This is a genomic window from Mycobacterium sp. HM-7 (assembly GCF_053852335.1).
Window position 1 is genome coordinate 4430165 of record NZ_CM132657.1, and the last position, 21844, is coordinate 4452008.

General features: G+C 68.2%; 21 protein-coding genes. 9 read left to right on the top strand and 12 right to left on the bottom strand.

Annotated features, from left to right (window positions below; all coding sequences use genetic code 11):
- Nucleotides 1-4: 4 nt before the first annotated feature.
- From ACWW1C_RS21305 to ACWW1C_RS21325, 5 genes are all read right to left on the bottom strand, one after another.
- A complete protein-coding gene (locus tag ACWW1C_RS21305; protein WP_455980122.1) occupies nucleotides 5-436 on the bottom strand; it encodes an SRPBCC family protein in 432 nt (143 codons plus the stop codon).
- Nucleotides 437-446: 10 nt separating this feature from the next.
- Nucleotides 447-1811: a TIGR01777 family oxidoreductase gene (locus ACWW1C_RS21310; RefSeq protein ID WP_455980123.1), complete on the bottom strand. Its 1365-nt coding sequence runs from the start codon at nucleotides 1809-1811 to the stop codon at nucleotides 447-449.
- 65 nt (nucleotides 1812-1876) lie between these two features.
- Nucleotides 1877-2635 carry a DUF4333 domain-containing protein gene (locus ACWW1C_RS21315; RefSeq protein WP_455980124.1) on the bottom strand — a complete coding sequence of 253 codons (759 nt, stop codon included), beginning with the start codon at nucleotides 2633-2635 and terminating at the stop codon, nucleotides 1877-1879.
- A gap of 18 nt (nucleotides 2636-2653) precedes the next feature.
- The gene (locus ACWW1C_RS21320) at nucleotides 2654-3634 is read right to left on the bottom strand and encodes an NAD-dependent epimerase/dehydratase family protein (protein ID WP_455980125.1); all 981 of its coding nucleotides are present in this window, start codon (nucleotides 3632-3634) and stop codon (nucleotides 2654-2656) included.
- On the bottom strand, nucleotides 3627-4970 hold the full coding sequence (locus ACWW1C_RS21325; RefSeq protein WP_455980126.1) for a nucleotide sugar dehydrogenase: 1344 nt from the start codon (nucleotides 4968-4970) through the stop codon (nucleotides 3627-3629). The genes ACWW1C_RS21320 and ACWW1C_RS21325 overlap by 8 nt, the downstream gene beginning before the upstream one ends.
- Nucleotides 4971-5093: 123 nt before the next feature.
- Here ACWW1C_RS21325 and ACWW1C_RS21330 point away from each other — a divergent pair, with 123 nt between their 5' ends.
- Both ACWW1C_RS21330 and ACWW1C_RS21335 read left to right on the top strand, forming a co-directional pair.
- Complete coding sequence (locus ACWW1C_RS21330; RefSeq protein WP_455980127.1) at nucleotides 5094-5990, top strand: sulfurtransferase; 897 nt, start codon at nucleotides 5094-5096, stop codon at nucleotides 5988-5990.
- Complete coding sequence (locus ACWW1C_RS21335) at nucleotides 5987-6439, top strand: SufE family protein (RefSeq protein WP_455980128.1); 453 nt, start codon at nucleotides 5987-5989, stop codon at nucleotides 6437-6439. Before ACWW1C_RS21330 ends, ACWW1C_RS21335 begins: the two co-directional genes overlap by 4 nt.
- Before the next feature lie 58 nt (nucleotides 6440-6497).
- On the opposite strand, the gene ACWW1C_RS21340 is transcribed toward ACWW1C_RS21335, so the two are convergent.
- A complete protein-coding gene (locus ACWW1C_RS21340) occupies nucleotides 6498-7229 on the bottom strand; it encodes an acyltransferase (protein ID WP_455980129.1) in 732 nt (243 codons plus the stop codon).
- Between the two features lie 181 nt (nucleotides 7230-7410).
- Here ACWW1C_RS21340 and ACWW1C_RS21345 point away from each other — a divergent pair, with 181 nt between their 5' ends.
- Together ACWW1C_RS21345 and ACWW1C_RS21350 are read left to right on the top strand one after the other, a co-directional pair.
- The gene (locus ACWW1C_RS21345) at nucleotides 7411-9210 is read left to right on the top strand and encodes an acetyl/propionyl/methylcrotonyl-CoA carboxylase subunit alpha (protein ID WP_455980130.1); all 1800 of its coding nucleotides are present in this window, start codon (nucleotides 7411-7413) and stop codon (nucleotides 9208-9210) included.
- 56 nt (nucleotides 9211-9266) lie between these two features.
- The gene (locus ACWW1C_RS21350) at nucleotides 9267-9584 is read left to right on the top strand and encodes a hypothetical protein (RefSeq protein ID WP_455980131.1); all 318 of its coding nucleotides are present in this window, start codon (nucleotides 9267-9269) and stop codon (nucleotides 9582-9584) included.
- Here the strand turns inward: ACWW1C_RS21350 and ACWW1C_RS21355 are convergent.
- The 4 genes from ACWW1C_RS21355 to ACWW1C_RS21370 form a co-directional block, all read right to left on the bottom strand.
- The gene (locus tag ACWW1C_RS21355) at nucleotides 9581-9931 is read right to left on the bottom strand and encodes a hypothetical protein (RefSeq protein ID WP_455980132.1); all 351 of its coding nucleotides are present in this window, start codon (nucleotides 9929-9931) and stop codon (nucleotides 9581-9583) included. The two genes, ACWW1C_RS21350 and ACWW1C_RS21355, sit on opposite strands and share 4 nt — an antisense overlap.
- Nucleotides 9932-9970: 39 nt before the next feature.
- Nucleotides 9971-10282 (bottom strand): ArsR/SmtB family transcription factor, encoded by a 312-nt coding sequence (locus ACWW1C_RS21360; RefSeq protein ID WP_455984381.1) that lies wholly within the window; start codon nucleotides 10280-10282, stop codon nucleotides 9971-9973.
- 11 nt (nucleotides 10283-10293) lie between these two features.
- Nucleotides 10294-10725, bottom strand: a complete 432-nt coding sequence (locus tag ACWW1C_RS21365) for an SRPBCC domain-containing protein (RefSeq protein WP_455980133.1) — start codon at nucleotides 10723-10725, stop codon at nucleotides 10294-10296.
- A gap of 66 nt (nucleotides 10726-10791) precedes the next feature.
- A complete protein-coding gene (locus ACWW1C_RS21370; RefSeq protein WP_455980134.1) occupies nucleotides 10792-11223 on the bottom strand; it encodes a hypothetical protein in 432 nt (143 codons plus the stop codon).
- Nucleotides 11224-11296: 73 nt separating this feature from the next.
- On the opposite strand from ACWW1C_RS21370, the gene ACWW1C_RS21375 reads away from it, so the two are divergent.
- Nucleotides 11297-11842, top strand: coding sequence for a restriction endonuclease (locus ACWW1C_RS21375; RefSeq protein WP_455984382.1), 546 nt, complete (start codon nucleotides 11297-11299; stop codon nucleotides 11840-11842).
- Here the strand turns inward: ACWW1C_RS21375 and lat are convergent.
- Both lat and ACWW1C_RS21385 read right to left on the bottom strand, forming a co-directional pair.
- Nucleotides 11828-13159, bottom strand: a complete 1332-nt coding sequence (gene lat, locus ACWW1C_RS21380) for an L-lysine 6-transaminase (RefSeq protein ID WP_455980135.1) — start codon at nucleotides 13157-13159, stop codon at nucleotides 11828-11830. The two genes, ACWW1C_RS21375 and lat, sit on opposite strands and share 15 nt — an antisense overlap.
- A gap of 49 nt (nucleotides 13160-13208) precedes the next feature.
- On the bottom strand, nucleotides 13209-13667 hold the full coding sequence (locus ACWW1C_RS21385; RefSeq protein WP_455980136.1) for an Lrp/AsnC family transcriptional regulator: 459 nt from the start codon (nucleotides 13665-13667) through the stop codon (nucleotides 13209-13211).
- Between the two features lie 27 nt (nucleotides 13668-13694).
- Here ACWW1C_RS21385 and hglS point away from each other — a divergent pair, with 27 nt between their 5' ends.
- Genes hglS through ACWW1C_RS21405 form a run of 4 tightly spaced genes read left to right on the top strand, consistent with a single transcriptional unit; the run spans nucleotide 13695 to nucleotide 21822 of the window.
- Complete coding sequence (gene hglS / locus ACWW1C_RS21390; RefSeq protein WP_455980137.1) at nucleotides 13695-14894, top strand: 2-oxoadipate dioxygenase/decarboxylase; 1200 nt, start codon at nucleotides 13695-13697, stop codon at nucleotides 14892-14894.
- Nucleotides 14891-16441, top strand: coding sequence for an L-piperidine-6-carboxylate dehydrogenase (gene amaB / locus ACWW1C_RS21395; RefSeq protein ID WP_455980138.1), 1551 nt, complete (start codon nucleotides 14891-14893; stop codon nucleotides 16439-16441). The genes hglS and amaB overlap by 4 nt, the downstream gene beginning before the upstream one ends.
- A gap of 26 nt (nucleotides 16442-16467) precedes the next feature.
- Nucleotides 16468-17277, top strand: coding sequence for an SDR family oxidoreductase (locus ACWW1C_RS21400; RefSeq protein WP_455980139.1), 810 nt, complete (start codon nucleotides 16468-16470; stop codon nucleotides 17275-17277).
- A 48-nt stretch (nucleotides 17278-17325) separates the two neighbouring features.
- Nucleotides 17326-21822: an ATP-dependent helicase gene (locus tag ACWW1C_RS21405; protein ID WP_455984383.1), complete on the top strand. Its 4497-nt coding sequence runs from the start codon at nucleotides 17326-17328 to the stop codon at nucleotides 21820-21822.
- Nucleotides 21823-21844: the final 22 nt, after the last annotated feature.

The window sequence follows — 21844 nt, forward strand, 5'->3', positions numbered from 1 at the left end:
GCAGTCAGATTCGGGCGAGTTCGCGGCGAAGGCCGCGCGCCCCGTCGTCGAGCAGATGCGTCACCGCGAGCCGGAGCAGGGGCTCGAGCCACCGCAGCCAGCCCTGGAACGCAAACCTGATCCGGTAGGTGACCTGAGTGCCGTCCGCGTGCGGGCTCACCGTGATGGTGTCCCGCGCGATCAGGTGCGGATTGACCCCGCGCAGCTCGATCGACTGCCCCGGCGTCAGGCTGGTCACTTCGTAGGTGATCTCCGAGGTACGGCCGGCGAAGCGGGACGTGTTCGCGTAACGGGTACCCACGCCGCCGTCGCCGCCGATCCGTACGGTGCGCACGGTGCCGGGGTCCCACTGCTGCGTGGTGGTGAAGTCGGCCAGGTAGGCGAATACGGCGTCCGCGGGCGCGGCCACCACCACCTGTCGCTGCGCGTCGATCACCGGGCCGCCCTCACGAGGTCTCCTCGAGATGACCCAATTGGTGGCGCAGGCACTGTTCCAGGTCGGGGCGCCGGAACCGGTGCCCGGCCTCGATGAGCCGGGCGGGGACCACCCGCTGACTCGCCATGGCCAGCTCACGGGCGCCTTGACCGCCGAGCAGTAGCGCCGGCCCCACGGCCGGGACGGGCAGCACCGCCGGACGGTGCAGCACCGCGGCCAGCGATCGGGTGTAGTCGATGTTTCGGACCGGTTGTGGCGCAACCGCATTCACCGGGCCGGACAATCCCGCATCGACCAGCGCGCGGTGATACACATCGATGAGGTCCTCGATGTCGATCCAGGACAGCCACTGCCGCCCGTCCCCCAGCGGGCCACCGAGCCCGGCCGCGAACAGGGGCCGCATGAGCTGCAGCGTGCCGCCGCGCGGCGTCTGCACGATCCCGGTCCGGACAGTCACCACCCGCAATCCGGCGGCGGCCGCCGGTGCCGTCGCCGCTTCCCACTCGGCGACGACATCGGCCAGGAACCCGTCGCCCCGCTGCGCCGACTCGTCGAGTTCCTCGTCGGCCCGGTCATGTCCGTACCGGCCGATCGCCGACGCGCTGACGAAGACGGCGGGCCCGTCCGCCGCCCGTACGGCACACTCGGCCAGCCGGCGCGTCGGCTCGATCCGGCTGTCGCGCACCGCTTTCTTGTGCGAGTCGGTGAACCGTCCGGCGATCGATGCACCGGCGAGGTGCACCACGGCATCGATGCCGTCGAGCAGGCCGGCGGCGGGCGACTCGGGATCCCAGCGGCGTTCGGTGTCGTCACGGGGTTCGCGGCGCACCAGCCGGACCACCCGGTAACCGCCCGTCGACAAGAACGCCGTCAGCGCGCTGCCGATCGATCCCGACGCCCCGGTCACCGCCACCGAGCCGGGCCGCTCGCCCAGCCCGCGTGCCCATTGGTGCGCGGTCAGATCGTCGCGCAACTGGCGGTGCCGGTAGCGGAACGTCTGCCGCAGCAGCGGCCCCGGCACCGGCGCATCGACGCGATCGGTGACCCGTGTGCGGCGGTCGTCGACGGCGTCGAAGAGGTGTTCATGCCGCCAGTGCCCGACCAAACCCGTTGGCAGCGAACGCAAGCCGTCGCGAACCAATTCGTCGACGAACCGTGCGGGCGGCGCGTAGTCGGCGGAATTGTGTTGCGCGCTCCAGCGCAAGCCACCGGGCAGGGCGAGTACGGCGCGGCCGTCAGCCAGCGACGCCGCTTCCGCGACCACACTCATCGGCTGCCACGGCGGCAGCAACCGGTGGATGGCCCCCGGCCGCGCATGCCAGGCGAACACCTCGTCGCGCGGCGCGTCGACGACACTGCTGTACTCGATTCCCATGAAACCTCCGACTCGAATCGGCCTCTCGTGGGATTCGGAGCCAACCGCCCGGCGGATGGGTCCGGTCAGTTGACGGGCTTGTAGCTGAACGACACCTTGCCGTCGGCGACATCGGTGACCGTCAGGGTGTAGTCACGGCTCTGCCCGCCGACGACGGCGGTGCATCGCTGGGTCGCGCCGACCTTGCTGTCCACATCTCCGGCGCACTTGACCGCCCCCGCACCCTGGCCCAGTTGCGCCGCAAGGGAACTCTCCGCAACGGACTTCTCCAGCACGGGTGTGAGCCCGTAATTCATTGCGAGCCCGGATACTTCGCTCACCAGCGCGGTACGCCGGCTCGTGAACCCGTCGTCGACGATGTCGCAGAACGCGACCGCACCCTGCTTGCCCTCCAGCCCCGACAGGCATGTCACGGAGTCCGGCGCGGCCTTGCGCGCCCGGGTCACCATGTCCGCCACGGCCGCCTCCAACTGCGTCTTGGAGACCGCCGGGGTCATCGAATAGCTGACCTTGCCGTCGTTGACCCCGGACACCGTGACGGTCGGCTGGATGCCGTAGGCGGGCGACATCGTCACGTCGCAGCGCGTGCTCTGCCCGACCCGGGCGATGAGCCCGCGCTCGCAGATCACCGCCTGCGGCGGCTGGCTCGTGAACGCGTCGTGGATCGCCCGCTCGAGCGACGCCTTGTCCACCATCGGCAGCTGTGCCGACGGTTTGGCCTGCACGGCTTCCTGTTCCGGACGGGTGAGGGTGAAGATCAGCGCCGTCAACCCGGTCACCACCAGCCCGGCGATGACGACCAGTGCCAAGATGCGCGCCCTCATACCGCCATTCTGCCTGGGCTACATCAGGTCATTTGCGGGCACGTCATTTCGGTGCTCGCGGTACCACGCGACGGTGCGCGCCAGGCCATCGTCCAGGGCCACCTGCGGCGACCAGCCCAGCGCCCGCATCTTCGAGATGTCCGGGCACCGGCGCGGGGTGCCGCCGGCCTGCAGCTCGCCGGGCTTGATCTCGAGTTCGACGCCGACAGCCCGGCCGATCCGCGTCGCCAGCTCCCGGACGCTGAGTTCCTCGTCGCTGCCGATGTGGTAGACCTCGCGGTGCCCGCCCTTCTCGTACATCGTCAAGATGCCCTGGACGATGTCGTCGACGTAGCAGAACGAGCGCGTCTCGCTGCCGTCACCCTGGATCGGGAAGGTCGGGTCACCGGCCTCCTCGCAGCCCAGCGCCCGCAGGATGAACTGCGGCTCGACGTGCTTCCACCCCATGTTGGGCCCGAACACGTTGTGCGGCCGGAAAACCTGCACCTGCCGGTAGTGGTCCTGCCCGTAGTTGAAGGCGATCAACTCGCTGACGATCTTGCCGCCGCCGTACGAGTACCGGGGGTTGAGGCTGTCCGGCAGCATCAACGGGATGGTCTCGGGCGTCGGGATGATCGCGGGCGTCTGGTAGACCTCGGCGGTCGAGGCGACGATGAGGTCGGGTACCCCCGCCGCGCGGCCGGCGTTGGTCACGGCGAGCGCGCCGCGCAGGCCGACGTCGAGCACCAGCTCCGGTTGCTTGTAGAAGTTCTCGGTGCCGTTGATGGCGGCCAGGTGCATGACCACCTCGGCGCCGGCGAATGCCTTCTCGAGGGCGTCCTGATCACGGACGTCACACGTGAAAAGCTCGACGTCCGAAGCGACTTCGGCGAATCGACTGGCATCACCGCGGACCATGGAGTCCACCACCGCGACCTGCCAGCCGTCCCGGACCAGCCGCTTGACCAGGTAGGCACCGATGAATCCGCCACCGCCGGTAACCACGACCCGCTTAGACACGCTCGACGACCTTTCCGCTGCGGCCCACCGCGAAGTAGTTGTCGCCGAGTTCGGTGGCCGGCAGGTGGCTGTAGTGGTTCCAGTAGTCGAAGACGAAACCGTCGGGGCTGATGAACTCGCTGATGGTGCGCGGCGAGATGGTGCCGAGCGACGGGTGGTTGTTGCCGAGGACGACGACGTCCGCGCCACTCACCGCGTCACCGAACCGGTTGTAGACCTTGTGACCCGGGAACGCTTCGGCCAGCACGTCATTCGGCGTCACCGGGTCGTAGACGCCGATCTCGGCGTCCGGATGCGCGGCCTTCAGTTCGTTGAACACCTTGATGGACATCGAGCCGCGCAGGTCGCTGGTCTCGGGCTGGCCCTTGAACGCCATGCCGAGCAGGTTGATTCGCAGCGACCCTTCGGCGCCCAGCTTCCGGCGCGCGATCTCGCTGCTGATGAAGCGCACCGTCTCGGCGGGCTGGCGCTCGTTGACCAGACGGCCGGCCGCCGTGATGTCCAGCGTGACGCCGCGCTCGCGCACACTCTCCATGAGGATGTGCGGGTCCTTCTCCAGGCACGGCCCACCCACCAGACCCGGCAGCGGGATATTGGTGCGGTTGTATCCGAGTTTGCCCGCGGAGATCACCTCGTAGGCGCTGACGCCGAATGCGTCGCAAATCCGGGCGACTTCGTTGGCAAACGCGAACTGAACATCGCGGAACGTGTTGCTGACCAATTTGATGATCTCGGCGGTCTCGATATCGGAGACCAGCACGATCGAACTGGTGAGCTTGCGGAATACCGCGGCGGCCCGGTCGGCGACCGCGGGGTCGTCGGCGCCGACAATCTGCGGCAGCTCGCGCAATTCCTGCAGCGCCTTGCCTTCCAGGGTGCGCTCGGGGCACATCGCGATGTCGAAGCTCTTGCCGCTGGCGGCCAGCATCGGCGCCACCACGTCGCGGGTGGTGCCGACCTTGACCGTCGAACGCAGGATGACCAGCGCGCCATCCTGCATGTTCCCGGCGATGTCACGGGCCGCGGCCTCGATCATGTCGACGCGCGCCACCCCGTCCGGCGACAACGGGGTACCGACGGTGATGATGTACGTGTCGCACGAGAAGCTGTCGTCAAACGCGGTGACGGCCTTCAGTTTCCCGAATCGGGTCACGCCCTCGAGCGCGTCGGGCAGGCCGGTCTCGGTGAAATGCGGCAAACCCTGATTGGTCATATCGACCAATTCCTGGCGGGTCTCGATTCCGATTACGGAGTTCCCGGCTTCGGCCAGCACGGTGGCCAGCGTCAGGCCCACATATCCGAGGCCGATGATTCCGACGTCGTATTTCTCTGGCAAATCCTCAATCCCTCCGGTCAGCCCTGTGGGAGACGGCTGATTTCATACCGCAGCGGCTGTCTCGCAAACAAGTTTCGACCTTACGGGTCTGCGGCGCATTTTGGGCCTAGGTACGCTCACTGTGTGCCGCTGCCCGCAGATCCACATCCCGCTTTCGCCACCTATGCGCATCCCGATCGCCTGGTCACCGCCGACTGGCTGTCAGGCAACATCGGACGCCCCGGTTTGGCCATCGTCGAATCGGACGAAGACGTCCTGCTGTACGACACCGGCCACATCCCCGGCGCGGTGAAGATCGACTGGCATACCGACCTCAATGACCCGCATGTCCGCGATTACATCGACGGTGCGCAGTTCGCCGCGCTGATGGATCGCAAGGGCATCAGCCGGGACGACACCGTGGTCATCTACGGCGACAAGAGCAACTGGTGGGCGGCCTACGCGCTGTGGGTGTTCACCCTCTTCGGGCACCCGGATGTGCGCCTGCTCGACGGTGGCCGCGATCTGTGGATCACCAACGGCCGGGACACCAACCTGGACGTCCCGAGCAAGCAGACCACGGGGTACCCCGTGGTCGAGCGCAACGACGCTCCGATCCGTGCCTTCAAGAACGACGTCCTCGAGATCCTCGGCAAAGAGCCGCTGATCGACGTCCGCTCGCCGCAGGAGTACACCGGCGAGCGCACCCACATGCCCGACTATCCGGAGGAGGGTGCGCTGCGCGGCGGTCACATCCCCACCGCGCGGTCGATCCCGTGGGCAAAGGCCGTCGACGACAGCGGCCGCTTCCGCAGCCGCGCCGAGCTCGACGAGCTGTACGGCTTCATCTCCCCCGACGACAAGGCCGTCGCCTACTGCCGCATCGGCGAGCGCTCGAGCCACACCTGGTTCGTGCTGACGCACCTGATCGGCCTGCCCGCCGTCCGCAACTACGACGGTTCCTGGACCGAGTGGGGCAACGCGGTGCGGGTCCCCGTGGCCGTTGGTGAGGAACCGGGGTCGGCACCGGGCTCCGCATGACCGTCCCCGGCCCCATGCCTGCAGCCCTGGCCGAGGTGGTGTCGGATTTCGCCGACGTCCAGGGACAGGACAAGCTGGCGCTGCTGCTGGAGTTCGCGGGCGAACTCCCGCCGCTGCCGGCGACGCTCGAAGAAGCCGCGATGGAGCCGGTGCCGGAGTGCCAGTCGCCGTTGTTCCTGCACGTCGACGCCGAGGATCCCGAGCACGTGCGGCTGTACTTCAGTGCGCCGGCCGAAGCACCGACGACGCGTGGCTTCGCGGCCATCCTCGCGGCCGGTCTGGACGGGCTGCCGGCGTCCGAAATCCTGGCGGTGCCCGACGACTTCTACGCGGACCTGGGTTTGGCCAAGCTGATCAGCCCGCTGCGACTGCGTGGCATGTCGGCGATGCTGACGCGCATCAAGCGCCGCCTGCGTGACGATCAAGCGGCGAGGTACGAGCCGCGTTGAGGAACGCGGCAAATCAGACACCGCCTGCGGGAAGCGGCGTAGGCAACCGGGCCGCGGCTCAGAAGAACGGCAGCTTGAACTTGCCGCTGTAGTGCAGCGCGTCCGGGTTCCGCTGACCGATGATCTTGCCGGGCACGCCGCCGACGATGCCGAACGGCGGCACCTCCTTGTTCACGACGGTGTGCGCGGCCACCACGGCGCCCCGGCCGAGCAGCGACGGCAGGACGATCGCGCGGGTCGCGATCCACACGTGGTCGTCGATCACGATGGGGTCGGGCGGGTTCGGCGCCGGCACGAAGTTCGGGTGATTGATGTCGTGTCCGCCGGCGATGATGTGCGTATCGCTGGCGATGACGACGTCGTTGCCGATCGCGATGCCCGCGCGCGCGTCGAGAACGCACCGGAAGCCGATCGAGACGCGGTCACCGATCACCAGGTAGGGAATGGACCAGACGCTGGTGCCGCGGTTGATCGCGGAGCCCTTGCCGATCTTCGCGCCGAACAGCCGGAGGTAGCCCAGCCGGATGAAGTGGAACGGGATGTGGGTGACGACCGAGCTGTAGAACAGTGCGGCGTAGGTGTCCCGAATCCGGTGCCACAGCGTCTCCCCGGGCAGTTCGTGCTTGAGGATGTTGCCGTCGTCGTCGGTGACCCATTGCATCTTCGGTGGGATGCGGACGTTCGGGTTGACCGCCCGCTTGCGTGCGATCAATTCCGGGTCTGATGCCTGCGGCTCGACGAACAACGGTGTCCCCTTACTCGCGGCTCCCTGGCGGGACCGGTGCCGCATCAGTATTACGCAAGCGGTCGGACGCGGCAGAAAGTGCCGGTGAAACCGGCTGATTCGGTGATTTCTAAGAAAATCTCCTGACGACCCGCTACCCGAATCGGGGATCCACCTGTATTGGCCTTACACTGCACCCGATACATTCTTAAAGACATTTCTTAGAGAACCGCCGTCAGGAGGCACTGTGGCCAACCACGCCAGTTCCAAGATCTCCAAGGTGCTAGTCGCCAACCGTGGAGAGATTGCCGTCCGGGTCATCCGGGCTGCCAAGGACGCCGGACTGGCCAGCGTCGCCGTTTACGCCGAGCCGGACGCCGATGCACCGCACGTGCGGCTCGCCGACGAGGCCTTCGCGCTGGGCGGCCAGACTTCCGCCGAGTCCTACCTTGTCTTCGACAAGATCCTGGACGCCGCTGCCAAGTCGGGCGCCAACGCCATCCACCCGGGCTACGGCTTCCTTTCCGAGAACGCCGACTTCGCCCAGGCCGTCCTCGACGCCGGCCTGATCTGGATCGGACCCAGCCCGCAGTCCATCCGCGACCTGGGTGACAAGGTCACCGCGCGCCACATCGCGGCCAAGGCCAACGCGCCGCTGGTGCCGGGTACCCCGGACCCGGTCAAGGACGCCGACGAAATCCTGGCGTTCGCCAAGGAGTTCGGCCTGCCGATCGCCATCAAGGCCGCCTTCGGCGGTGGTGGCCGCGGCATGAAGGTCGCCCGCACCATCGAAGAGATCCCCGAGCTGTTCGACTCGGCCACCCGGGAGGCCGTCGCCGCCTTCGGTCGGGGCGAGTGCTTCGTCGAGCGCTACCTGGACAAGCCGCGCCACGTCGAGGCTCAGGTCATCGCCGACACGCACGGCAATGTCGTCGTCGCCGGTACCCGCGACTGCTCGCTGCAGCGCCGCTTCCAGAAGCTCGTCGAGGAGGCCCCCGCGCCGTTCCTGACCGACGCGCAGCGCAAGGAAATCCACGAGTCCGCCAAGCGCATCTGCAAGGAAGCCGGCTACTACGGCGCGGGCACCGTCGAGTACCTGGTCGGCCAGGACGGCCTGATCAGCTTCCTCGAGGTCAACACCCGTCTGCAGGTGGAACACCCCGTCACCGAGGAAACCTCGGGCATCGACCTGGTGCTGCAGCAGTTCAAGATCGCCAACGGCGAGGCCCTGGACATCACCGAGGACCCGACCCCGCGTGGCCACTCGTTCGAGTTCCGGATCAACGGTGAGGACGCCGGTCGCGGCTTCCTGCCCGCCCCCGGCCCCGTCTCGAAGTTCGAGGCCCCGACCGGCCCCGGCGTCCGCATGGACTCGGGTGTCGAGAGCGGCTCGGTCATCGGCGGCCAGTTCGACTCGATGCTGGCCAAGCTGATCGTCACCGGCGCCACCCGCGACGAGGCCCTGGCCCGCTCGCGTCGTGCGCTGGCCGAGTTCAACGTCGAGGGTCTGGCCACGGTCATCCCGTTCCACCGCGCCGTGGTCTCCGACGCCGCTTTCATCGGTGACGGCGACAAGTTCGACGTGCACACCCGCTGGATCGAGACCGAGTGGAACAACACGGTCGAGCCGTTCACCGGTGGCGAGCCGCTGGACGACGAAGAGGCCACCCCACGGCAGAAGGTCGTCGTCGAGGTCGGTGGCCGTCGCGTCGAGGTGTCGCTGCCCGGCGATCTGGCCATCGGCGGTGGCGGCGGTGGTGCTGCCACCGGCGCGATCAAGAAGAAGCCGAAACCGCGTAAGCGTGGCGCTGCCGGCGGCAAGGCCGCCTCGGGTGACTCGGTGACCGCACCGATGCAGGGCACCGTCGTCAAGGTCGCCGTCGAGGAGGGCCAGCAGGTCTCCGCGGGCGACCTGATCGTGGTGCTCGAGGCCATGAAGATGGAGAACCCGGTGACCGCGCACAAGGACGGCACCGTGACCGGCCTGTCGGTCGAGGCCGGCGCCGCCATCACGCAGGGCACCGTCATCGCCGAGCTGAAGGACTAGTTCTTTCTGTCCGCCGAGTGGCCAGTCAGCTGGCCACTCGGCGGATTTTTTTACTCATGGAAGCCATCGAGATCAACGCAGGCAACTGGTATCTGCGTGCCCTGCGCGCCGATGACCGGATGGACGACCGGCCGTCCTTGGCCGATCTGGGTGAGTACTCCCCCGATCACGTGGAAACCCGCACGGCGCAATGGGAATCCGACACGTTGTACTCGTGGGCAGTGTGCGAGCCGACGACCGGCGAGCTGCTGGCCGAGATCACCCTGGACCCCGCCACGCGGGAGATTTCGGTGCGGACCCGGGCCGGGTTCGACGAGGCCGCGGCGACGGGGGTCGAATCGGTGCGCCGTTTCGCCGCCGCGATGTTGGATTAGAAGAGCAGCACCGGCAGGCTCATCGTCAGCACGATGGACATGAGCAAGAGCAGGAACCAGCCGGCGCCCTGCCAGGCCCACCACACCTGGTCGCCCCGCCAGGCCCGATAGGTCCGGACGAAGGCCCACACCCCGCTGCCGAACAGGAACAGCGGGCCGGCCAGCGCCAGCACGGTGCGGTACGGCATGCTGCACGCCGCCGTGTCGTAACCACTGCAGTGCCGGACCCACACGGCCGCCAGCACCATGAACCCCACGCCGAGGCTGCCCATCACCAGGCCGAATCGCGCGGCCTGATGCACGCTGGGATCGTCGTCGCGGAAGCGATCGGTTGTCGGGCTGAGCATGAATATCACCGCCAAACCCCAGTATGCGCCCGGTTGACGCTAGGGCGCCAGTCCGTCCTCGGCGATCGTCTTGATCGCAGCGAGGCGCCGATCCCATTGTCTGCCAAGGGTTTCCAGCTCGTTGCCCAACGCGCTGAGCTTGGCCCCCAGCGCGCGGTAGCGAATCTCCCGGCCGACTTTGACGGGCTCGACCAGCCCCGCGTCGGCCAGCACCGACAGATGCTTGGCGATGGCCTGCCGGCTCACCGGTAATCGGCCGGCCAGGGCGCTCGCCGACAGGTCATCGGTTCCCAGCTCGGTCAGGATGCGCCATCGGGTCTCGTCGGCGAGCACCGCCAGCACTGCCGGCATCCGAGTGTCGGTCACACCGACGCCTGCAGGTACACCACCAGGTCGTCGAGTTCGGCGGTCCAGCCGCCGCTGTTCTCGGCATGCGCGGTCTGCGGGTCCGCCAGGTTCTCGAAGCCCGTCTCGCGCAGGTCGAGCCGGGTGCCGCCGTCGATCTCGGTGAGGTCGAAGCGCACGACGGTCGAATTCTGCGGGGTCGGGTCGGCATCGGTTTCGCGGTGCGCCCACCGATAGACCAGCGTGTGCGGCGCCTCGGCGCTTTCGACCACGACCCGGAACTTGCCATGGGCATTCCAGCCGAAGAACCCCGTGCCACCCGGGATCGCCTCGAGTTCGGCCGCATCACCGAACCATTGCGCGATGAGCTCGGGCTTCGTCAGGGCGTCCCAGACCCGCCGGATCGGCGCGTTGATGTCGATGGATCGGGTGATGTCCAGCGTGTCCATGATTCCCCTTCGAGCGGCGGTAAGTGCAACTCCACAGTTGCATACTTACCGCATGTAGTGCAACCCTCAGATTGCAGTTGGGGTCACGCGCCGTTGCCGCAACAGCACCAGGCCGATCGTGCCGAACACCAGGTTGGCGGCGATCTCCAGAATCGCGGTCACCCACGAGAACGCCGTCACCCGCGCCCACGGCGGCGCATTGATGAAGCTGTCGCTGAAGAATCCCCATTTCGGAAGTAGATGTGCCGCAGTGAATCCCACCGCGCCGGCGTAGCCGATCCCGACGGCCGCGAGCGGCGCCCACCTGTTCCGCTTGAACACCAGCGCGATAGTCACCGCCGCGAGGATCAGCTGCAGGGTGCCGCCCACCATCACCGCAGGCGGGATGACGCTCATCCCCCGCCTCATGTGATCAGCGCCGTGCAGCAGTAGCGCCACGGCCAAAAAGCCTGCGGCCCAATCGAAGTTACGTTGCCAATTCCTGGAGTCACCAGTCATCCGGATCACCTCTACTACGCACGGTAGTAAATCAATCGCATCCTGTAAAGACCTGTCAGTGGCTGGCCCTACGATGCCTGGCGTGCGGATGAAACTCTTGGGCGCGGCAGGGCTGATCGCCGGCGGCGCGGCGTATCTGCACGGTTGGATGTGGGAGCCGGCACTGGCCGTGGCCGTCGGCGTCCCGTTGCTGCTCGCCGCCATCCCGCACGTCGTCACCGGGATGCGTACCCCGAGCCGGCACGAGGACCCGGTCCATGACATGTCCGGCACCGAGTTCGAGGACTACGTGGCCCGAATCGCCCGGTCCTGTGGCGTGCCCGTCATCATGACGGAGCTGTCCGGGGACTGGGGCGTCGACCTGATCGTCGGCACGCGGCCCAATCGCCTTGCCATTCAATGCAAGAGGCTGTCCCGGCCCGTCGGTCCCGGCGCCGTGCAGGAGGTGGTCGCCGGCGCGCCCATGCAGGACTGCGCGCACACCATGGTGGTCACCAACAACGACTTCACCCCGGCCGCACGGAAATTGGCCGAGTTGCACGCCTGCACGCTGGTCAGCGGAACCGAATTGACCCGGCTGCGCGGGTTGATCCGCCAGCAGGTCCTAGAGCGTCGCTAGCACGTCCCGCACCGCCTGGACGGCTTCGTCGATCTCACTGCGCGACACCGTGAGCGCCGGCCGGAACCGCACCGAGTCGGCGCCGCTGGCCAGCAGGATGACATGGTGCTGCCACAGCCGCCGGATCACCTCGTCACGCTGGGCAGCCGACGGCATGCTGAACGCGCACATCAGGCCACGACCGCGCGGGTCGAGTACCAATGACGGGAATTCACTTGCCAGACAACGTAACTGACCCACCAGGTACCAGCCCATCCGCACGGCATTGTCGATCAGCCTGTCGGCTTCGATCACCTCGAGAATGCGGCGGGCCCGCACCATGTCGGTGAGGTTGCCGCCCCAGGTGGAGTTGATCCGCGAGCTCACGCGGAAGACGTTGTCGGCGACGTCGTCGACTCGGCCGCCTGCCATCACCCCGCACACCTGAGCCTTCTTGCCGAACGCCACCACATCGGGCGTGACGCCCAATTGCTGGTAGGCCCATGGAGTTCCGGTCATCCCGACACCGGTCTGCACCTCGTCGAAGATCAGGAGCGCGTCGAACTCGACGCACAAATCCCGCATCGCGGCGAAGAACTCAGACCGCATGTGCCGGTCACCGCCCTCACCCTGGATCGGCTCGGCGAGGAAGCAGGCGATGTCGTGCGGATGGGCCTCGAAGGCCGCCCGGGCCTGCCGCAACGATTCGCGTTCCAGCGCAACGATATCCACACCGGGCGCCACCACGGGCGCATCGATGCGCGGCCAGTCGAACTTCGGGAAACGGGCCACCTTGTTGGGGTCGGTGTTGGTCAGCGACATCGTGTAACCGCTACGGCCGTGAAACGCGCCGCGCAGGTGCAGCACGCGCGTACCCAGCGCCGCGTCGATCCCGCGTGATTCATTGAGCCGGCTCTTCCAGTCGAACGCGACCTTGAGCGCGTTCTCCACAGCCAGCGCGCCGCCGTCGACGAAGAACAGGTGCGGCAGCGCCGGGTCCCCCAGCACCCGCGCGAACGTCTGCACGAAGCGCGCCATCGGCACGCTGTAGACATCGGAGTTGCTCGGCTTGTTCACCGCCGCCTGCGCCAGCTCGGCACGGAAGGCGGCATCGGTCAGCGCCGGATGGTTCATGCCCAGCGCCGACGACGCGAAGAACGTGAACATGTCGAGGTACCGGGTGCCGTCGCGCGCGTCGACGAGGTACGAGCCGCCCGACCGGTCGAGATCGAGCACGAGGTCCAGGCCATCGGTCAGGATGCTGCGGCCGAGCATGTCACGGACGTCGCCGGCACTGGCGGCCGACAGTCCGTCAGCAGATGTCAGAACAGCGGTCATGCCACCATCCTAACGTAATATTTACAGTTATGACCACCTTTAACAGGAACTATTCCGGTAGCGACACTTGATCATCGTAAAAAGTCTGTAAGATGACAGTGCTTCGCGTGCGAACGTTGGCGACGGTCCGGATCCGCTGCAGCAGACCCTCCAGCGCCCGCGCGGAGGCGACACGCACCAGCAGGACATAGCTCTCTTCACCGGCTACCGAATGGCAGGACTCGATTTCGGTGAAATGCTGCAGCTGGGCCGGGGCATCATCGGGTTGGGAAGGATCGAGCGGGGTGATTGCGACGAACGCCGACAGCATGTGGCCGACAGCCTCGGGATTGATCCGCGCGGTGTACCCCGTGATCACACCGCGCGACTCCAGCCGGCGCACCCGCGACTGCACCGCCGAGACCGACAGACCCGCGGCCGTCGCCAGATGCGCCAGCGTGGCCCTGCCGTCGGTGATCAGCTCCCGCACCAGGATTCGATCGACGTCGTCAAGCTCCGCTTCGGCCATGGCCGGAGACTACCGTCAGGGGGCGTCATGACGGTCGAAACGTGGCGGCTGCGCGCTGCGTTCGCCGCCGCCCTGTCCCAGATGTACGGCGCCGAGGTGCCCGCCTACACCACGCTGGTGGAGGTGAGCACGGCGGTCAACCGGGATCGCGCCACCGACGGCCGGCTCGGTTCCCTCGACCGCGTCACCGCGGAACGCCACGGTGCGATCCGGGTCGGCAGCCCCGCCGAGCTCGCCGACGTCGCAGACCTTTTCGCGGCCTTCGGCATGTATCCCGTCGGGTTCTACGACCTGCGCGCGGCCGTGTCACCGGTCCCCGTGGTCTCTACCGCATTCCGTCCCATCGACGCAGAAGAGCTGGACCGCAACCCATTTCGGGTGTTCACCTCGATGCTGGCCACCGACGACGCCCGCTTCTTCTCCCCCGGTCTGCGAGCCCGCGTGCAGCGCTTCGTCGGGCAGCGCCGACTGTTCGACCGGGCACTGATCGCCCAGGCCCGCCGCGTCGCCGCCGACGGCTGCCCGGAAGCCAACGCCGACGAGTTCGTGCGACGTTGCACCGCGACGTTCGCGTTGTCCCGAGCGCCGATCGACAAGACCTGGTACGACGAGCTCAGCACCGTCTCCGCCGTGGCCGCGGACATCGCCGGCGTCAGCACCACCCACATCAACCACCTGACGCCCCGGGTACTCGACATCGACGAGCTGTACCGGCGGATGACGGCCCTGGGCATCACCATGATCGACGCGATCCAGGGCCCACCGGCCACCGACGGTCCGCCGGTCCTGTTGCGGCAGACGTCGTTTCGGGCCCTGGCCGAACCGCGCACCTTCCGCAACCCGGACGGCACCGTGTTCGACGGCAGCCTGCGGGTGCGCTTCGGCGAGGTCGAGGCCCGCGGGGTGGCGCTGACCCGCGCGGGCCGGGAGCGCTACGACGCCGCGATGACCGATCAGACACACTGGGACCGGTACTTTCCGGCCACCGACGCCGAGATGGCGGCACAGGGCCTGGCCTACTACCGCGGCGGTGACCCCACGAAACCCGTTGTCTACGAGGACTTCCTACCCGCGTCCGCGGCCGGCATCTTCCGGTCGAACCTCGACCGCGATACGCAGCCGGCCGCCGCAGACGACCACTCCGACTACCGCCTCGACTGGATGGCCGGTGCCATCGGACGGCACATCCATGACCCTTACGACCTCTACGAGAAAGCGGCATCATGACTCCCCTTCAGCCCCAAGTGCGGACACCCTTGCCCACCGCCGATCAACTTCGTGACCGCGTGCGGACCGCGCTGCAGGCCGTCGGTGCTCACGTCACGCTGGGTGAGCCCGGCGACCACGGCCTACCCGCCAGCACGCCCATCACCGGTGAGGTCCTCTTCACCATCCCGGAGAGCACCGTCGCGGAGACGGACGCCGCGATTGCCGAAGCGGCGCTGGCCTTTGTCCCCTGGCGCACCACGCCGGCGCCGGTACGCGGCGCGCTCGTGGCGCGCCTGGGCGAGCTGCTCGTCGAGCACAAGGCCGATCTGGGCACCCTGGTGACCATCGAGGCCGGCAAGATCACCTCCGAGGCACTCGGCGAGGTGCAGGAGATGATCGACGTCTGCCAGTTCGCCGTCGGCCTCTCGCGCCAGCTGTACGGCCGCACCATCGCCTCCGAACGGCCCGGGCACCGGCTCATGGAGAACTGGCACCCGCTCGGCGTCGTCGGTGTCATCACCGCGTTCAACTTTCCGGTCGCCGTCTGGGCGTGGAACACCGCCGTCGCGCTGGTGTGCGGCGACACCGTGGTGTGGAAGCCCTCCGAGCTCACCCCGTTGACCGCGATCGCCTGCCAGGCGCTGATCGAACGCGCCGCGGCCGATGTCGGAGCGCCGAGCTCGGTCGCCCGGTTGGTGCTGGGCGGGCGCGAGATCGGCGAGCAGCTGGTCGACGATCCCCGGGTCGCCCTGCTGAGTGCGACCGGGTCGGTGCGGATGGGCCGGCAGATCGGTCCGCGCGTGGCCCAGCGCTTCGGGAAGGTGCTGCTCGAACTGGGCGGCAACAACGCCACCGTCGTCACGCCGTCGGCCGATCTGGATCTCGCGGTGCGCGGCATCGTGTTCGCCGCCGCCGGCACTGCCGGCCAGCGGTGCACCACGCTGCGACGGGTCATCGCACACCGCAGTGTCGTGGACACGTTGGTGCAGCGCATCGTCACCGCCTACCAGAGCCTGCCGGTGGGCGACCCCGCCGCCGAGGGAACCCTGATCGGGCCGCTGATCCACGAGCGGTCCTACCGCGACATGGTGGGCGCGCTGGAACAGGCCCGCGCCGAAGGCGGCGAGGTCACCGGCGGCGAACGCGTGCAACTGCACCCCAGCTCGTACTACGTCACGCCCGCGGTGGTGCGGATGCCCGGGCAGACGGCCATCGTGCACCAGGAGACGTTCGCGCCGATCCTGTACGTGCTGACCTACGACACTCTCGACGAGGCCATCGCCCTCAACAACGCGGTACCGCAGGGTCTTTCGTCGGCGATCTTCACCACCGACATCCGGGAAGCCGAGCGCTTCATGGCCGCCGACGGATCGGACTGCGGCATCGCCAACGTCAACATCGGCACCTCCGGCGCGGAGATCGGCGGGGCGTTCGGCGGCGAGAAGCAGACCGGCGGCGGGCGCGAATCGGGCTCGGATTCGTGGAAGGCCTACATGCGCCGGGCCACCAACACCGTCAACTACTCGTCCGATCTGCCGCTGGCTCAAGGAGTTCAGTTCGGCTGAAACCGTGATGCGGTAGACATGAGCCCGTGAAGATCGAGGGTGCGGTGGCTGTGGTCACCGGGGCGGGTTCGGGTATCGGGAAGTCCATCGCGACGGCGCTGGCCGCGGCAGGCGCGTCTGTCGTGGCAGGCGACATCAATGCCGAAGCCGCCGCCGAGACCGCCGCGGGATTCGGGGGTGTCGGCGTCGGTGCCGACGCGTCCGCCATCGACGGCATCGCGACCCTGCTCGACACCGCGCGCGAGGCGTATGGGCCGGTAGACATTTACGTCGCCAACGCGGGCATCACCGGGGAGTCCGGTCTCGGGGACGACGAAGCCGGCTGGGACCGCATCATCGACATCAACCTGCGGGCCCATGTCCGTGCCGCCAAAGCTGTTGTGCCGGAATGGGTCGAGCGCGGCGGTGGCCACTTCGTGGCGGTTGCCTCGGCCGCCGGCCTGCTCACCCAGCTCGGTGCGGCCGGCTACAGCGTCACCAAGCATGCCGCCGTCGGTTTCGCCGAGTGGCTGACCATCACCTACGGCGACAAGGGCATCGGCGTCAACTGCGTCTGCCCGATGGGCGTGGACACACCGCTGCTGCGCGGCATGACCGACTCCGACGACGACGCGATCCGGGTGGCCGGCAACGCCGTGACCCACGCGGGGAACGTCGTCAGCCCCGATGACGTCGCCGCGCTCGTGATCCAGGCCATCGAACAAGACCCGGCGGACGGCTCCTTTCTTGTCTTGCCCCACCCCGAGGTCTTGGAGATGTACCGGCAGAAGGGCGCAGACTACGACCGCTGGATCGCCGGCATGCGGCGGTATCAGCGAACCCTCAACCAGTCGTAACTTGTCGGACCCACCAGGCAGGATGGACGCGTGGCCCCGGACAACCCGATGGCCCGGTTCAGTGACCTGACCCGGGAGTGGTTCGCGGCTGCCTTCAGCACGCCTACTCCGGCCCAGGCCGAGGCCTGGCAGGCCATCGCCGACGGTCACAACACGCTGGTCATCGCCCCCACCGGGTCGGGCAAGACGCTCGCTGCGTTCCTCTGGGCCATCGATCAGCTGGCGCAGGAGCCCACCGATACCAATGACGGCAAGGGCACCCGGGTGCTCTACGTCTCGCCGCTGAAAGCCCTCGCAGTCGACGTCGAGCGCAACCTCTCGACGCCGCTCACCGGCATCACCCGGGTAGCTGAGCGGCTGGGCGCGCCCGCTCCCGAGATCACCGTCGGTGTGCGGTCCGGCGACACCTCCCCGGCGCAGCGGCGCCAGTTGATCGCGACGCCGCCGGACATCCTGATCACCACCCCAGAGTCGCTGTTCCTCATGCTGACCTCGGCGGCCCGGGAGACATTGGCGACGGTGCGGACCGTCATCGTCGACGAGGTGCACGCCGTCGCGGCCACCAAACGCGGCGCGCACCTGGCCCTCTCGCTGGAACGTCTCGACGAGTTGCTCGACAAGCCGGCTCAGCGCATCGGGTTGTCCGCCACCGTCAAGCCCCCCGAGGAGGTCGCGCGCTTCCTGTCGGGAGCGGCCCCGACCACCATCGTCAAGCCGCCCGCCGCCAAGACCTTCGACCTGACCGTCGAGGTTCCGGTTCCCGACATGGCCAACCTCGACGGCGGCACCATCTGGCCCGACGTCGAGGAACGCATCGTCGACCTGATCGAGTCGCACAACTCGTCCCTGGTGTTCACCAATTCCCGGCGGCTGGCCGAACGGCTTACGGCCCGGCTCAACGAGATTCACGCTGCCCGCTCCGGCATCGAACTGCCCAACGAGCGCAACCCGCAGGTCGGTGGCGGCGCGCCCGCCACCCTCATGGCCAGCGGCCAGACGTTCGGCGCACCGAGCCTGCTGGCGAAGGCACACCACGGCTCGGTCAGCAAGGAAGCGCGCGCCGCCGTCGAAGAGGACCTCAAGAGCGGCCGGCTCAAAGCCGTGGTCGCCACCTCCAGCCTGGAACTCGGCATCGACATGGGTGCGGTCGATCTGGTCATCCAGGTCGAAGCGCCGCCATCGGTGGCCAGCGGGCTGCAGCGCATCGGCCGCGCCGGACACCAGGTCGGTGAAATCTCCGAGGGCGTGCTGCTGCCCAAACACCGCACCGATCTCATCGACTGCGCCGTCACCGTGCAGCGCATGCGCGCCGGCGAGATCGAGACCCTGCAGGTACCCACCAACCCACTCGATGTGCTGGCCCAGCACACCGTCGCGGCGGCCGCGCTGGAACCGCTCGACGCCGACCGCTGGTTCGACGCCGTCCGTCGCAGTGCGCCGTTCGCCGCCCTGCCGCGCAGCGCCTTCGAAGCGACGCTGGACCTGCTGGCCGGCAAGTACCCGTCCACCGAGTTCGCCGAGCTGCGGCCGCGTCTGGTGTATGACCGCGACACCGGAACCCTGACCGCTCGTCCCGGCGCACAACGATTGGCCGTCACCTCCGGCGGCGCGATTCCGGACCGCGGCATGTTCACGGTGTACCTGGCCACGGGTGACGAAAAGCCGTCACGGGTAGGTGAACTCGACGAAGAGATGGTCTACGAGTCACGGCCGGGCGACGTCATCTCCCTGGGCGCCACCAGCTGGCGCATCACCGAGATCACCCACGACCGGGTGCTGGTGCTGCCGGCGCCCGGACAGCCCGCCCGGTTGCCGTTCTGGCGCGGCGACGCGGTCGGTCGGCCGGCCGAGCTGGGCGCGGCGATCGGCGCCTTCACCGGAAAACTCTCCGGGCTCCCCCGAGCCGAGTTCGACGAGTACTGCGCCACAACGGGTTTCAACGGCTACGCCACCGACAACTTGTGGCAGCTGCTCGACGAGCAGCGGCAGGCCACCGGCACGGTCCCCACCGACACCACCTTCGTGGTGGAAAGGTTCCGCGACGAACTCGGCGACTGGCGAATCGTCCTGCACTCCCCGTACGGGCTGCGGGTGCACGGGCCGCTCGCGTTGGCGGTGGGCCGCCGGATCATGGAGCGGTACGGCATCGACGAGAAGCCCACCGCTTCCGACGACGGTATCGTGCTGCGGCTGCCCGACACCGGGGAAACCCCGCCCGGCGCAGACATTTTCGTCTTCGACGCCGACGAGATCGAGGCCATCGTCACCGCCGAGGTCGGTGGGTCGGCACTGTTCGCATCCCGGTTCCGGGAGTGCGCGGCACGGGCGCTCCTGCTGCCGCGGCGTCATCCGGGTAAGCGGTCGCCGCTGTGGCACCAGCGTCAGCGAGCCGCCCAGTTGCTGGACATCGCCCGCAAGTATCCGGATTTTCCGATCGTGCTGGAGACCGTGCGTGAATGCCTGCAGGACGTCTACGACGTCCCGATGCTCACCGAGGTGATGCGACGCATCGCACAGCGCCGGATCCGGGTGCTCGACGTGCAGACCGCCACGCCGTCCCCATTCGCCGCGTCATTGTTGTTCGGATATGTCGGCGCTTTCATGTACGAGGGCGACAGCCCGCTCGCCGAACGGCGCGCTGCCGCACTGTCTTTGGACGCCACACTGCTCGCCGAGCTGCTCGGCCGAGTGGAACTGCGCGAACTGCTCGACCCCGACGTGGTGGTTTCGACCAGCAGGCAGCTGCAGCATCTGACCGAGGACCGTGCCGCGCGCGATGCCGAGGGCATCGCCGACCTCCTTCGACTGCTCGGACCGCTGAGTACCGCGGAACTCCAGCAACGTTGCACCGCAAGCGACGTCGAGGCATGGTGCGACACCCTGCAGGCCGCCAAACGCGCGGTCCGGGTGACCTTCGCGGGCCAGAGCTGGTGGGCCGCCGTCGAAGACATGGGGCTGCTGCGCGACGGCCTCGGCGTCGCGGTACCGGTCGGGGTGCCGGCCAGTTTCACCGCGGCGGTGGCCGATCCGCTGGGCGAGTTGCTCGGCCGCTACGTCAGGACCAACGGGCCGTTCACCACGACCCAGGCGGCGGCCCGGTTCGGCCTGGGCCATCGGGTTACTGCCGATGCGTTGAGCCGGATGGTGTTGGACGGCAAACTCATTCGTGGCGAGTTCACCGATGTTCCGGACAGTGTCGACCAACAGTGGTGTGACGCCACGGTTCTGAAGATTCTGCGCCGCCGGTCACTGGCCGCGTTGCGGGCGCAGATCGAACCGGTGAGCACCGCCGCGTACGCCCGGTTCCTGCCGGCCTGGCAGCAATTCGGAGACGCCCGCGGCATCGACGGCCTGGCGGCAGTCATCGAACAGCTTGCCGGCGTGCCGATTCCGGCATCCGCGGTCGAGCCGCTCGTGTTCGGCCAGCGGGTGTCGGACTACCAACCGGCGATGCTCGACGAGCTGCTGGCCTCCGGTGAGGTCACCTGGTCGGGTGCCGGCCAGATCGGCGGTAGTGATGGCTGGGTGGTCTTCCACCGGGCCGACACCGCGCCGCTGTCGCTGGCGCCGGGCACAGAGATCGAGTTCACCGACACGCACCGCATGATCATGGATACCCTGAGTGCAGCTGATGGTCCTGGCGGTGCCTACTTCTTCCGGCAGCTCGCATCCGAGGACAACGCCGACGCCAAACAGGCGCTGTGGGAACTGATCTGGGCCGGCTGGGTCACCGGAGATACCTTCGCCCCGGTACGGGCGATGCTCGGCAACGCCGGTCGAAAGCCCGGCGGTGCGCACCGACAGCGACAGCAGCGCCCGCCCCGGCTCAGCCGCTACAGTGTCGCCCGGCCGCAGGCGCGCGCCGTCGATCCGACGGTCGCCGGCCGGTGGTCGGCGTTGCCGCCCGCCGAACCGGAATCCACCATGCGGGCGCATTTTCAGGCCGAGCTGCTGCTGGGCCGCTACGGCGTCGTCACGCGCGGTGCGGCCGACGGTCTGCCGGGCGGATTCGCCACGCTGTACAAGGTGCTGACGGCTTTCGAGGAGGCCGGACGCTGCCAGCGCGGGTACTTCATCGAATCGCTTGGCGGCGCGCAGTTCGCGGTGGCGTCGACAGTGGACCGGTTGCGCAATTATCTCGACAGTGTCGATCAGAGCAGCCCCGATTACACCGCCATCGTGCTGGCCGCCACCGACCCGGGGAATCCGTACGGCGTTGCCCTCCCCTGGCCCGAGGTCGCCGGTCACCGACCAGGCCGCAAGGCGGGCGCACTGGTGGCATTGGTCGACGGCGAGTTGGTGTGGTTCCTGGAACGCGGCGGAAAGTCGTTGTTGTCGTTCGACGCCACGCCGGAACAACAACGCGCCGCAGCCGGTGCGCTGGCCGAACTGGTGAGCACCGGGCGGCTGCAGGGGCTGTTGATCGAGAAAGTCAACGGCGAGCCCGTCCTGGCCCCCACGCCCGATGCCACGCAGGCAGCGGTCCACACCGCACTGACGGGCGCCGGTTTCTCCCGCACACCGCGAGGTTTACGGCTCCGTTAGGCCTCCGGCGGCGCGTTCGGCA